The 13923-nt window shown below is 35.3% G+C and carries 13 protein-coding genes and 2 pseudogenes; 9 read left to right on the top strand and 6 right to left on the bottom strand.

The window, feature by feature from the left end:
* Positions 1 to 67: 67 nt before the first annotated feature.
* The 4 genes and pseudogenes from FJU10_RS16250 to FJU10_RS19865 all read left to right on the top strand — a co-directional run.
* Positions 68 to 334, top strand: coding sequence for an ArsC/Spx/MgsR family protein (locus FJU10_RS16250; RefSeq protein ID WP_189372364.1), 267 nt, complete (start codon positions 68 to 70; stop codon positions 332 to 334).
* 125 nt (positions 335 to 459) lie between these two features.
* Positions 460 to 990, top strand: coding sequence for a helix-turn-helix domain-containing protein (locus tag FJU10_RS16245; RefSeq protein WP_140966376.1), 531 nt, complete (start codon positions 460 to 462; stop codon positions 988 to 990).
* Between the two features lie 353 nt (positions 991 to 1343).
* Positions 1344 to 1865 (top strand): annotated as a pseudogene (locus tag FJU10_RS16240) (IS3 family transposase); the annotation flags it as partial.
* Positions 1866 to 1918: 53 nt separating this feature from the next.
* Positions 1919 to 2023: pseudogene (locus FJU10_RS19865) on the top strand (IS3 family transposase); the annotation flags it as partial.
* A 497-nt stretch (positions 2024 to 2520) separates the two neighbouring features.
* On the opposite strand, the gene FJU10_RS16230 reads toward FJU10_RS19865, so the two are convergent.
* On the bottom strand, positions 2521 to 3504 hold the full coding sequence (locus FJU10_RS16230; RefSeq protein ID WP_140966374.1) for an AraC family transcriptional regulator: 984 nt from the start codon (positions 3502 to 3504) through the stop codon (positions 2521 to 2523).
* A 155-nt stretch (positions 3505 to 3659) separates the two neighbouring features.
* Between FJU10_RS16230 and FJU10_RS16225 the strand changes: the two genes are divergently transcribed.
* The 5 genes from FJU10_RS16225 to FJU10_RS16205 all read left to right on the top strand — a co-directional run bounded on the left by FJU10_RS16225 (position 3660) and on the right by FJU10_RS16205 (position 11817).
* Entirely contained in the window at positions 3660 to 6314 is a 2655-nt protein-coding gene (locus tag FJU10_RS16225; protein ID WP_140966373.1) for a glycosyl hydrolase, read from the top strand.
* 46 nt (positions 6315 to 6360) lie between these two features.
* The gene (locus tag FJU10_RS16220; protein ID WP_189372361.1) at positions 6361 to 6861 is read left to right on the top strand and encodes a PTS glucose transporter subunit IIA; all 501 of its coding nucleotides are present in this window, start codon (positions 6361 to 6363) and stop codon (positions 6859 to 6861) included.
* 42 nt (positions 6862 to 6903) lie between these two features.
* Positions 6904 to 7884 (top strand): family 43 glycosylhydrolase, encoded by a 981-nt coding sequence (locus FJU10_RS16215; protein WP_140966371.1) that lies wholly within the window; start codon positions 6904 to 6906, stop codon positions 7882 to 7884.
* A gap of 64 nt (positions 7885 to 7948) precedes the next feature.
* Entirely contained in the window at positions 7949 to 9382 is a 1434-nt protein-coding gene (locus FJU10_RS16210; RefSeq protein WP_140966370.1) for a PTS transporter subunit EIIC, read from the top strand.
* 17 nt (positions 9383 to 9399) lie between these two features.
* On the top strand, positions 9400 to 11817 hold the full coding sequence (locus FJU10_RS16205; RefSeq protein ID WP_189372358.1) for a glycoside hydrolase family 3 N-terminal domain-containing protein: 2418 nt from the start codon (positions 9400 to 9402) through the stop codon (positions 11815 to 11817).
* A 350-nt stretch (positions 11818 to 12167) separates the two neighbouring features.
* On the opposite strand, the gene FJU10_RS19860 is transcribed toward FJU10_RS16205, so the two are convergent.
* The 5 genes from FJU10_RS19860 to FJU10_RS16180 all read right to left on the bottom strand — a co-directional run.
* Positions 12168 to 12431 carry a transposase gene (locus tag FJU10_RS19860; RefSeq protein ID WP_411268844.1) on the bottom strand — a complete coding sequence of 88 codons (264 nt, stop codon included), beginning with the start codon at positions 12429 to 12431 and terminating at the stop codon, positions 12168 to 12170.
* Positions 12415 to 12531 (bottom strand): transposase, encoded by a 117-nt coding sequence (locus tag FJU10_RS19855; RefSeq protein WP_140966368.1) that lies wholly within the window; start codon positions 12529 to 12531, stop codon positions 12415 to 12417. Before FJU10_RS19855 ends, FJU10_RS19860 begins: the two co-directional genes overlap by 17 nt.
* Before the next feature lie 8 nt (positions 12532 to 12539).
* A complete protein-coding gene (locus FJU10_RS16190; RefSeq protein WP_411268843.1) occupies positions 12540 to 12902 on the bottom strand; it encodes an ATP-binding protein in 363 nt (120 codons plus the stop codon).
* Positions 12903 to 12956: 54 nt separating this feature from the next.
* A complete protein-coding gene (locus FJU10_RS19485; RefSeq protein ID WP_223273099.1) occupies positions 12957 to 13094 on the bottom strand; it encodes a hypothetical protein in 138 nt (45 codons plus the stop codon).
* 375 nt (positions 13095 to 13469) lie between these two features.
* The coding region (locus FJU10_RS16180) for an IS3 family transposase (protein WP_140966367.1) at positions 13470 to 13923 on the bottom strand (454 nt) is incomplete at its 5' end.

Genomic DNA, 13923 nt, shown 5'->3' with positions numbered 1-13923 from the left:
AATCTGCAATATGTCGATCGAAAGATTACTAAAAAAATCCGATTGAAGTACACGAACTAAAAAAATATTGGCACGTGCTGAAAATGGATTTGATGACTTGATCAATTCTAGGACAAAAAAATTTCAGGCGCTAGAAATTGATGAAAATGAGTGTTCTACAGAATATTTAATCGAAATACTTATCAAGAATCCTTCGATGATTAAGTTGCCTATTATAGTCAATGAAAAAAAGATAGTAATTGGATTTAACGAGAGAGAAATAAGATGTTTTCTATCAAAGGAATATAGACGTACGCAATTATTGGATAGCGGTGGTTATTATTTAGAAGAATAATTGCAAGTAGAATTTCTAAAGATCATTTATACACTTCTAGAGTTTTCAGAAAATAATGATATGCTCCCTATAAAGTAGACAAAGAAAAAACAAAAATTCCAAATCTACTTTATAGGGAGTTTTGCATGTCTAAGAAAAGCCTTTATTCTCCAGAAGAAAAATATCAAGTTATTTCAGAAGTGATGAATGGACACCATAGCTTGAACAGTATCGCCAAGAAGCATTCCCTTTCATGGGCGATAATAAAAGATTGGATTCGTAAATATAATGATGACGGAATCGAGGGACTGAAAAAATCTACAACGTGGAAACGGTACACGAGTGATCGAAAACGGAACGCTGTTCTAGCAGTCATAAATGAAGAGCTATCTCTTCGGCAGGCAACAGCAGTGTTTCAACTTTCTTCGACTACTAGTTTAAGAAAATGGATTTCAAGCTATACTAATGGGGAAATGCTAAAATCTACGAGTAAATGCAGTGTACCCAAAACCATGATAAACGGACGTAAAACGACCTATCAAGAACGCATTGAGATTGTTCAATATACAATCGCTAACGATCTGAATTACGCGCAAGCGATTGAAAAATATGATGTTTCATACCGACAATTGTATTCTTGGGTAAAAAATACCAATGACACGGAGAAGAAGCACTAAAAGACAACCGTGGACGAAACAGATCAAGTGAGTTCTTAACCGAAGAAGAACGGCTAAAATTAAGAATAAAAGAACTAGAAGCACGAAACAGGCATTTAGAAATGGAGAATGACTTCGCAAAAAAGTTACAAGAGATTCAACGACGAAATCGACCCTCACGTTAGTGAGAAACGTTGAACTCTACCAAGCGATTTCAGAACTGCATGAAGAAAAACACTATTCAATCACTCCTCTCTGTTAATTAGCTGGGATTGCACGCTCTTCTTACTATAAATGGTTAAAGTGGCAACCTTCCAAAAAGGAACTTGAAAACAGAAAACTAGCCAAATAGATTAAAAAAATACGATAGTAAAAAAGGCGCGATCGGTTATCGACAAATTCGAATGCAGCTGAATATAAAACTTAAAAAGCACTATTCTCGGAAGCGTTATTACCGGTTAATGAAAGTACTGGGAATCAAAGCAGTGATCAAGAAAAAGCGTCCGACCTATATAAAAGCAATGGAAGCACACGTTGCTGAAAATGTATTAAACCGGAAATTTACCGCTGAGAAGCCCAATCAAAAATGGTGTACGGATATTTCTGAATTGGAATACGGTAATGGTCGAAAGGCTTATTTGGGCGCCATCATCGATCTTTATGATCATTCGATCGTTTCTTGGGCGCTCGGTCATTCCAATAATAATTCACTTGTCATGGATACTGTTGAAAAAGCCATGTGTAAGAATCCTATCGCAAGACCGCTTCTTCATAGTGATCGCAGGTTTCAATACACCTCTTATGACTATAAGTCACTTGAAGTAAAATATAAGTTCATCAAAAGCATGTCCCGAGTCGGTCGCTGCCTGGATAATCAACCGATCGAACATTTTTAAGCACATTTAAAGAAGAGAAGTTCAATCAAGAGTGCTATCAGAACTTTGAGGAGTTAAAGAAATCTGTGCGTAGTTATATGTGCTATTACAATAACTATCGCTATTCGGAAGTGTTGAACGAACTAGCACCAAACGAGTTTAGGAAGCTAGTGGTATAAAAAACAGGAATCAAGCAACTCGATTCCTGAATAGTTTTACTTTTGTTTTTTAGCTGTCTACTTTACGGGGAGCACTTCATGACTTATTTCTGGACACTCTTTTTTGGGATCAAATTTCTATGAAAATTATTCTATGTCGTGTACACAATCCTGTAACAAAAGCTATGTTCAGTTTAAAAATAGGAGTCGATGAATTTTAGAACAATTCATTTAAGGGGGAGAAATTTAAGATTTTTTTAGTAATAAAAATTTTTGATAAAGAATGTTCAGAAAATGGTAAGTAGATAGATACTTGAATTAATTTGGGTAATTTGCTTTTGGCTGAAAATGTCGATAGTGAGATTAATAAATAGAGTTAATAAAGAATTTTATAATCCAAATATTATTTGTATTTTTTGATTAAATGAAACCTACTGAATTTTTCTATGTCTAAGGTTCGAGAAATATGCGGGCTGCTAATGGTACTGTTTGTGACGTTTACATCAATTCCTGATACTTTAAGGTTCTGTACTTCTTTTTCTTTGAGATGGGAATTTATGGAAATAATTTTTATATTTCTCATAAAAAAAAGTAATATTTGAAAACCCACTTTCCTCAGCGCACTCTTGGATAGTTTTTTCAGTATGTTGTAACAATATTTCTGCTTGATCTAATTTTTTTTCTAATATTAGTTGGCTAAAATTTTTCCCTGTCTCTTTTTTCAATAAAATGCTGAGGTAGTTCGAAGTATAGTTGAACCTTTTTGCTAGGTCTGCCAAAGTTAAGTTCATGAAGTGTTTATCAATATATTGTAAGAGATTTACAATTTGCTCTTTGTTCTTTTTTTCTTTTCTATTGGTGTCATAATTAAAATTTCTTACTAGCAACGTAAATAAAATCGCTATAAGATTTTCAATTATAAGTGTATTTCCTACTTTTTTTTCGAAGTATTCATAAAGAATTTGATCAATAATTAATTGAATCTGATCATATTCACTTTTTTGAAACACTATGTATTGGTTATGACTTTGCGTTTCAGATAGTGCGTTCAAAATAAAATCAAAAACTATACTGGAACTAAACTTTTCTTGACTCAATTGCTTTATAAAATAGTCTTTCTTTACCAGGATGTTAATTATAATATCCTCTTCACTCGTAGTTTCTATTGAGTGCGGAACAGAAATATCTATTAAACAGATTTGCCCTTTTGTTAAAGTAACTTTTTTACCATCAATTATTTGTGTACATTTTCCTGAATAGATGTAGTTAAGTTCGATGAAATTATGTACATGTAAAGGGACAGGAATAAATCGAGTATGTTTTACTACATTAAAATTTTGCCCAGTAGGAATCAAGTCATCAAATATGTATACTTCATCATTTTTTACGTTCTTCTTTGACAATTTTTGATAATACTCTTGGGACAATACAGGATGTTCCTTATAATGTTTTTCACGCTCGTTTAATTCTAATAATGTTTGGTGGACAGAGTGAAAATCCATAAATTAATCCCTCCATAAAAAAGTAATTACATTAACTGAAATATAAAAATGTGATATAAAAGAAACCGTTTTCTGATATATCGTTTCTATTTTAACTAAAATATACTCTAATTATACTAGTAAATCAAAGGTAATTAAAGGTGTGATGTGAATAGATGAAAAAAATAAATGAAATCATAAACAATGAATATGATAATCATATAATGCCATTCTTATGGATGCATGGTGAGGATGAAGCAATAACTCGTGAATACATTACTAAAATTTATGAAAGCGGTATTAAATCTGTATGTATTGAATCGCGTCCTCATGATGAATTTCTAGAAGAAAAATGGTGGACAGATGTCTCAATTATTCTAGATGAATGTGAGAAACATGACATGACAGTCTGGATATTAGATGATAAGCACTTTCCAACTGGATATGCTGCAGGAAAAGTAGCGACAGAATACCCACATTTTAAGAAACTATTCTTAGATTTTTACCAGTTAGACGTTGTAGGGCCGAAGAACAACATAGGCACGCTTATTCGATGGACAACACAAAATCGTCCTAATTTTATGAGTGTTGGAACGGAAGAAGAGATCGTACTTCAAGAAAATAGTTCCAAAGGGAAAATACTTTCGATCGTGGCAGCACCTAAGACTGATCATAATCAAATTGATGAAAAAGAAATAATTGATGTAACAAAGTATTTAAAAAATGACATGCTTTATTGGAATATTCCTGAGGGCCATTGGAGTATCTTTGTTTGTTTTGAGACGACTGAAGGAGGAGAAGCTGCCACAGAAGGTTATTTAAACCCATTGGTACCAGAAGCTACTGATATTCTTATCAATACAATTTATGAGTCTCATTATGATAAGTATGGTGATAAATTTGGTTCTACAATTGAAGGCTTTTTTTCAGATGAACCAAGATTCGGAAATATTAAGGGGCCGAATGCAGTAATAGGCGAGCAGGACATGCCATTACCTTGGCGACCAGAAATGCTCACCGATTTTGCGCAATATTTACAAATCGAAAAGAAAGAATTATCAAAGAAGCTGCTCTTACTAAGGAAAGGGACTTCAACGGAAGCTAAAAGTTTACGTTTTTCCTATATGAACTATGTCACAAATCTATACAAGGAAAACTTTACAAAACGAATTGGTAAGTGGTGTGAAAATCATGGAGTTAAATATATAGGACATGTAATTGAAGATAATAATGCTCATAGTCGACTAGGATATGGTGCAGGGCACTTTTTTAAATCCATGGCTGGACAAGACATGGCTGGAATTGATATTGTCTTGCATCAACTTCTACCAGATCAAAACCAAGGTTATTTTCAATCAATGACGGCTAATGGCTGGGATGGTGAATTTTTCCATTTTGCCTTAGCTAAATTAGGTTCTTCTCTAGCGTACTTAGATCCAAAAAAACAGGGGAGAACAATGTGTGAAGTTTTTGGAGCATATGGATGGGCAGAAGGAACAAAATTGATGAAGTGGATAGCTGATCATATGCTAGTTAGAGGGGTGAATTACTTTGTACCGCACGCATTTACAATGAAAAAATTTCCAGATCCTGATTGTCCCCCACATTTTTATGCTCACGGGGAAAATCCTCAGTTTTTCGGCTTTTCCCAGTTGATGAATTACATGAATAAGCTTAGCTATATTTTTAGTGGTGGACGGCATTGTGCTGACGTTGCTGTGCTATACACTGCTGAAGCAGAATGGTCTGGAGAGGCGATGTTGATTCAAAAAGCGACAAAGATTCTTACTGAAAATCAAGTAGAATTTGATATTGTTTCTTGTGAAATGATTGAGGACAGTCAATATCATGAAAATTGTTTTTCTATTAATCAAGCAGATTTTAAAGTTTTAGTGATCCCATATTCTGAATACCTTCCACAAAAGACGATAGAGAAACTAGCATTGTTAGCTGCGCATGGAGTGTCTGTACTTTTTATTGATTCACTGCCCGCAGGTTCTTGTGAACAAGCTTCTGTGATTAATGAATTAAAAGAATTAGCGATTCATGCTGAAATAACCTCTTTATCTAATTTAGTCAAGTGTCTTGCTGAAAAAGATGTGGATCAGCTTAGAACGATGGAGCAGTATAGCAATATTCGGTACTTTCATTACGAACAGGAGCAGCAATCTGTTTATATGATATTTAACGAAAGTATGTTGTCTGACACCGTCATTTATTTTGAAGATAGATTCGATGGTCAACTTTTACTCTTTGATCCGATAACAAACAAAATTAAAAATATCAAACGATCAGCTAATAACTTCGTATTAGAACTCTCAAGAGGTGAAGCGGTAATTTTGTTTGAAGCCATTGAGGAAAATAATTATTGTATTGAAGAAGTCTCGCCGTTAGCAACTACTTGCTATTCGTTAAACGATAATGAATGGATCCTTTCTATTGAAGGAAAAGGAGCGAGAAATAAGGGACTGTACCCTAAAACTTTCCAAAGTTTACCTCTGTTGGGAGTTGGTGATGATCTGGAAGATTTTAGCGGAAAAATAACCTACGAAACAACGATCAAAGTAACAGACCCTATTAAAGGCGCACATTTATCAATTGAGAATGCTAATGAAATAGTATCTCTGTATATTAATGGTGAAAAAATAGCTACAAGAATCAGTTACCCCTATACTTTTGATGTAACGGATTCTCTAATTACAGGAGAAAATACAATACAAATAGAAGTAACCAATAGTCTAGGAAGATACATGAAAGACTTTTTATCTCAGTATCTTGATTTTGAACCTTTGGGGTTAATTGGTGAAATCAAACTAGAACTGGAAGGTTGAATTTAAGGGATTTGGTAATCTAATCATAGTTTTGGATGGTATATTCTTGTATTTGAAAGAAGGAATCAAAGTGTTTTTTTATAAAAAAAATAAAATTAATCTATATAACCCTGTTGATGGTAATGTGAAGTTTATTGATGAATCAACTGATCCTGTTTTTGCTCAAAAGTTACTAGGAGATGGCTTTATTGTAGAGCCTCAAAAGGGCAGTATTTACTCTCCAGTAAATGGACGAGTCACCACTATTTTTCCGACGAAGCACGCAATTGGTCTTACTACTAGTAATGGTGATGAGTTGTTGCTTCATATGGGAATCAACACCGTAGAAATGAAAGGAGATGGTTTTGAAATTTTTACAAAAGAAAACGAGCTGGTTACACAGGATACACTACTTGCAGAAATAGATATAAATAAAATAAAAGAAAGAGGATATTCGTCAGAAATTATCGTAGTGATTACGAAAAATGAAAAAGATTTTGTGGTGCTAAATAATATTGGCATACTTCCCCACAGCAAAGAAATTGGCTCGCTTAGTAACGGAATGTAAAGAAATGGAAGCAAGTATATTTTTAAGAAAAGAGGGAGAAGTGTGAAAAATAAAATTATCTTAAATAAACCATGGTTTGATACAGATGGTAACCGAATACAAGCTCATGGCGGAAGTGTAAAGTATTTTGAAGGGAAATATTATTTCTTTGGTGAAAACAAACAGGATTCAAAAGCAAACTCGGGTATTTGGCATCAAGGGGTGAACTGTTATTCGTCTGATGATTTGGTCAATTGGACATTTGAGAATACAATCTTAAAACCAGGAAAGGACCTTTCAGATCCCCTACATCCATCACGCATTATGGATAGACCTCACATTATTTATAATGAAAAGAATGAAGAATATGTCATGTGGTGTAAATTAGTTGGCTCAGACGAAAACCCACGTGATTGGAACGATCAGTACATGGGTATTGCAACTTCAAAAACAATCACTGGAGAGTTTAAACTAATAAATCGCATTATTCCTTTAAACATGAGTAGTGGTGACTTTGATCTTTTTGTTGACGATGATAGTAAAGCCTATTTGGTTTTTGGTAAAGTTCATACGGAAGTCATCGTAGCAGACCTTAATGAAGACTACACGGATCTTACTGGAGAATATACAGAACATTTACATTTCGCGGGACCACCATTAGCGAGAGAAGCACCTGCAGTCTTTAAACGAAAAAATATCTATTATATGGTCACTTCAGGGACAACCGGTTATTATCCGAATTCTTCAATGATTGCAAAGGCAGATAGTATGCACGGACCTTGGTATATTATGGGAGATCCTTGCATAAATGACATTGAGAAGAATACATTCAATGCGCAAATCAGCAGTGTGTTTAAAGTTCCTCATAAAGATCTTTATATTGCTATTGGTGATCGCTGGATTATTGATTTGTTAAAACCGATTGAGAAAAGTTCATGGAAAATTGATACAAGTATTTCTGAGTATGTTTGGTTACCTTTTGATTTTGATGATGATATGCCCACCTTGAAATGGCAAGGAAAATGGGAACTAAATCTATCATGATTTTATATATAAATACTAAACGAAAGGGACGATCTAAGTTAAGCTTAGATCAAAGGTGAGAATAATGAGTTATGAAAAGCTTGCATCGTCAATCATAGAAAAAGTTGGTGGAGAATCCAATATTAATGAGGTAGTACACTGTGCGACCAGATTGCGATTTACACTAAAAGATGAGTTAATTGCTAACGAAGATGAGCTAAAAAAGATGGATAAAGTTCTTGGTGTGATCAAGGCTGGCGGTCAATTTCAAGTGATTATTGGGAATGAGGTTGGTAACGTATATGAAGAGGTTATCACTTTATTAACTAACGATCAGAATAGGCAAGCGACAGAAGTTGAAGGAATCGAAATAAATGAAGATGTCGCTCAGTTAAAAGGAAAAATGGATTCCATCAAGGCTAAGAACAAAGAAAAATGGATTAATCGTATTTCTCGAATGTTGATGAATACCGTATATCCATTGGTACCAACGATGGCCGCAGTAGGTGTTTTTAAAGGTCTGATGGCATTGCTAGTCTTGGCTGGTGTTTTAACGGAAACCGATGGTACTTATATTATTCTTGCAGCAGCGAACGATGGATTTCTCTATTTTATGCCTTTATTGATTGCCTTTTCAACAGCAAGATACATGAAGTCAAATCCTTATATTGCAGTGGCAATTGCTTCAACGATGGTCTTACCGGCTATAGTAACTGCGTTAGGTGAAGGGGCAGAAGGGCTCACTTTTTTAGGTATAAATGTGCCGCAAGTCAGTTATGGAAATTCTTTATTCCCTATGCTGATTGGGACTTTAATTGCGGCGAAGTTCGAACACTTCTTGGATAGATATATTCCACAGTTTTTAGAATTTATCAAAATTATGATTGTTGTTGTAGTAATGATTCCTATTATGTTTCTTGCGGTGGGTCCAGTGTTTACAGAAGTTGGTAAACTGTTAGGAAATGTTGTTATGGGAATGTATGGATTAAGTCCAATTTTAGCTGGTTTATTCTTTGGAGCTTTCTGGCAAGTGTGCGTAATGTTTGGTATTCACTATGCTTTAATTCCAGTATTAACCGATATCGTCTTGCGTGAAGGATCTAGTGCTTTCAATCCAATTTTAGGAATGGGAGTTTGGGCCTTAGCAGGTGCTTCTCTAGGATTTGCCTTAAAAGCTAAAGATAAAACTAAAAAAGCACTTGGTTTTTCCACTATGACATCCGCTCTATTCGGTATCACAGAACCATCTATTTTCGGTGTCGCATTGGCTTATAGAAAACCGTTTATCGCCGCCATGATTGCTGGTGGATTGTCAGGAATGTTGAGTACCATTTTAGGTGTTAATCAATACTCTCCGGCAACCGTAGGAGGAGTTTTGACTTTTGGCGCTCATATGAGTCCTGATGGAAACCCTAAATCCTTGATTGGCTGGTTTATCTGTTTCTTTGTCTCATTTGGATTAAGTGCGATATTGACATTCTTTATGACAAAACCAGAAGAGGAAAATGAGTCAGTATAATTCGAAATAAGAAAGGTTTGAAAGAATTGAAGTATTTAAATAAAAATCTCTCAAGTTCAGAACGCGCCAAAGATCTAATTGAGCGAATGACAATTGATGAAAAAATTTCACAGTTACAATGTTATAATCCGAAGGATAAAAACGGACCAAATTTAGAACATGATTTCCCAAATGGTGTTGGAGCAGTGGCCTTTTTAGCTGCAGCTTGGGATGACAGCAAAGAAACGGTTGCTGGGAAATTGAGATCTTATCAAGAAATTGTTATGAAAAAAAGCAGACTTGGGATACCAGCACTTTTTCATATAGAAGGATTAACGGGCGTTTTGATGCCAGAAGCAACAAGTTTCCCAACGGGAATTGGACGAGGGGCGGCTTGGGATATGGCTTTAGAAAAGCGAGCGGGCAAAGTCATTGGGCAAGAAATGAGTGCTGTTGGAATCAAGCATGCTTTAGCACCTGTTTTAGATGTTAGTCGAGACGCTCGTTTTGGTCGTTATGGTGAATGCTATAGTGAGGATCCCACACTGGTATCTGCGCTGGGAGCTGCATATGTGGAAGGAATTCAAAACTCTGGAACAGATGAGTCTTATAATGTAATGGCAACTAGTAAACATTTTGTAGGTTACCAAGCTGGGCAAGGTGGTATTCACGCAGCTGCGACCAACTTACCAGAAAGAGAATTACAAGAAATATTTGGCAAACCATTTCAAGCGGCAATTGCTAAAAGTAATCTTCGTTCGGTTATGAATCACTATGGAGCAGTAGATGGTGAACCGATGGCTGGTTCAAGGCGTCTGTTGCAAGAGCTATTGCGTAAAGAAATGAAGTTTGATGGTTTGTTAGTATCTGACTATGCTTCTTTAGAAGAGTTGCATAGTCGTATGGGAGTATGTGAAAATAAAACGGATGCGGCTAAACTATCATTAGAAGTAGGATTTGATATGGAGTTTCCGACTCCTAATGTTTATACAGAAGAACTAAAAGTTCAAATACAAAAAGGGAAGATAAATTCCCTATTATTGGACCAAGCAGTCTCTCGTGTATTGACTGAAAAATTTGAATTGGGATTGTTTGAAGAACCATTTCCAAAGTCTGAGGAAGTAATTAATCAAACATTTAATGATATAGAATCGAAAAAAGTTAGTTTGACTTATGCAAGAGAATCTATGACACTCTTAAAAAATAATGGTATATTACCAGTCAATCCGAGCGGGAAAAAAATTGCGGTTATTGGACATTTAGCGACTTCAGTTCGTAGTCTCTTTGGTGGTTATTCTTATATGAGTGTTTTGGAGCTGGCTATGGGTGGTCGCAATACGATGGCAGGGATTGAAACAGTTCAAGAAAAAGCATGGAAGTATCAAGAAAAAGAGAGTTATCCTGGGAGTATTGTTGATGTCGAATTTCCTCATCTAGAAAAAACAGCAAACAAGTGTTATGATCATTGCAATAATATTCTTGAGGAACTTAAGAAGCAATGCTCAGATGCTGAAATTCGATATTCCTATGGTTATCCATATGTTGGTTCAGATGAAACAGGTCATGACGCCGCTCTAGATTTAGCTCAAGAATCCGATGTTACGATTGTAACTGTGGGTGGGAAATATGGTTGGGGAACTTCCTGTAGTACAGGTGAAGGGATAGATTCTAGCAGTATCAATTTACCGCCTTGCCAAGAACGATTCTTAGAGAAATTAGGAAAAGCAGGAATTGAATTTATTGTTGTACATCTTGATGGTCGACCAATTTCTAGTGATGCAGCTGATAAATACGCTTCTGCTATTATTGAAGCTTGGAATCCTGGAGAATTCGGCAGTCAAGCAATTGTTGAAACAATAATAGGAGTCAACAATCCTAGTGGGAAATTGCCAGTTACGGTTGCCTATAGTTCTGCCCAAGCACCTCTATACTATAATCATGGACGTGGATCCAGTTATCATGTAGGAACCCAATCGCCTTTCACTTCATATATTGATTTACCACATACGCCAAGATATTATTTTGGTCATGGATTATCATATACTAGTTTTAAGTATAGCGATCTTTCACTATCTAAAATTGAGGTAAATGGATATGAAAAACTAAAGATTGAATTAGCAATTGAGAATACTGGTGACTGCAAAGGGACAGAAGTTGTTCAACTTTATATAAATGATCCTATTTCTACTGTTATTCGCCCCGAAAGAGAATTAGTTGGTTTTGGACGCATTTCTTTGGCACCCCAAGAGAAAAAGAAAATTATTTTTGAGTTTCACATAAGCCAGTTAGCATTTCTTGATAGAGAAATGCGTTGGAAAGTTGAATCCGGTCTTATTAACGTCATGCTAGGTAGTTCATGTAATGATATTCGTCTAAAAGGCAAATTCACCATCAAATCTGATGAATTCGTTACTAGCGAGACACGAGAATTTTATTCACATGCAAATTGTATTTAATAGTTAACCCTATATCTACTTATGAAAGACGGATATAGGGTTACAAATTTGTATTTAATTTTTAATAAACAAGATAACTGTGTTCGTATGTCTATTTTACTTAGAGATATCTAACAAAGTTTAAAAAGAGAAGTGCATGGTAAAATGTGAAATTTTATCTAAATTTCAGAATAATGTTAATGTGCCAGAAACTTAAAAGTTATTTATCAATTCTTTATGGACAGCCTGCAAATAAATTGTCAAGAGGGAATATGAGGATTATCTGTTTTAGTGACACAGAAAAAGAAGACACAATAAAGAAGAGCACCGAAAAGAGCCGATTTAAAACGATCGTTATTTAGATAATTTGATTAGAGGGTCGCTAAGTGTTCCCTTACTCGTGCAAAGTAAATAAGAAGAAACTTATTCGCACCAGCGTTCATACAAACAAAAAAAGGTTTTTCCTCATTTCGTTTCTTCTGAATAAAACAATAGACAGAATCATGATCAGGTGCCCTTTTCATAAGAACGCTCATAATCAAGAACAACGTTTTTCGAAGTTGTGTGGATCCTCTTTTAGAGGTTCTAACACTTTTATGCTTATGTGTTCCAGATTGGTTAACACCCGGGATCAAGTCCTGCAAAAGCGGTCAAAGCACCTCGATTAGAGAAGCGACGTACGTCACCAATTTCAGCGATTAATTGAAGACCCAATGAAATATCGACACCTGTCATTTCAAGAACTACCTTGAGAGAAGATTAAAAAGTATTTCACTTCCTATTTGATCAAATGAAACATAACCTAATTCATCCAAAATCACCAAATCGTATTTACCAAATCGACGCTTATAAAAGTTCAACTGGTTCGCACTCATAGATTCTTTTAACTCAATGACCAAGTTAGGGATATTCGTAAATAAGACACTTTTTCCAGCCAGACATGCTTCCATTCCCAGAACAGTCGCTAAGTGTGTTTTTCCAACACCAGGATTGCCCATTAAAATAAGATTTTCTTTTTGATCAATGAATCGTAACGTTTTTAGTTCTTTGATTTGTTTCTTCATTTTCACTTCCAAATGGCTATCCATGTAGTCATCAAACGTCACTTTACTTGGCAATTTCGATTGACGAATCAGTGTCTGGATTCGAGTGTTTTGTCGCTATTCAAGCTCTAACGTAAGTAATTGTGTGAAAAATTCTTCGAAGCTTTGATCCAGATCGATTACTTGTTGAAGTAAAGTTGAATAGTTTTTCTTCAGATAAGGCAGCTTTAATTGTTTGGCATATGCTTCAATCATTTATTGGCCACCTTCCTCACTTTGTGGATCAAATTATATTCCTGTAGCTGGTTTCTCGCTTCGTTTACTGCTCGACTAGGCGGTGTTTTAGAGACCTCATGGTCTTTCAATGCTTCTTCTTCTAAATGAATGATCAATTGATCTAAAGAGATACTTAAATGATTTTCAATGAATTAAAGAAATCTACGCGGAGTCTTTTGATAAAACTGAAAAAAACAGTGTCGCAGCTTGGGTGTCTTCTTCAAAACAAGTGAGTGTTCCAACGACTTAGGTTTCCGTAAAAAAGTCGCTAAGTAATGGCGGATTGAAGCGACCCCCAAAAGTTAGACCAAAAATCTGACTTTTGGGGTGGAGTTGTCAAGAAAAACTAGACACTTAGTTAAGAGAATAAGCGGATTTTTTTTCAAAGTCTCTAGGAGATTGGTAGTCAAGGGCAGAGTGTATGCGTTTTGTGTTATAGTAAGTTTCAATATATTTAAATATCTCCATTTGAGCTTGATCGATATCGCTGAATTGAGCATCATTGATCAGCTCTCTTTTTAACGTTTTATAAAAAGATTCCATTAAGGCATTGTCATAGGGGTTTCCTTTTCGACTCATACTAGCGCGTGCTTCTTTTTTTCTTAACACCGATTGGAATTTCGTACCTGTGTATTGTGAGCCTTGGTCCGTGTGAATAATCAATCCTGGTCCAGGATGCTCTTTTCCAAATGCTTGAAGAAAAGAATCCACAACTAATTGATCTTTCATTCTAGGTGACATAGACCATCCAACAATCTTTCTCGTACAGACATCAATAAATACAGATAAATAAAGTGTTCCTTCTTTC

The organism is Enterococcus sp. OL5, assembly GCF_006491895.1.
Lineage (GTDB): Bacteria > Bacillota > Bacilli > Lactobacillales > Enterococcaceae > Enterococcus_D > Enterococcus_D innesii.
Note: the sequence above shows the minus strand (reverse complement) of the source record. Positions and strands in the feature narration are given on the sequence as shown.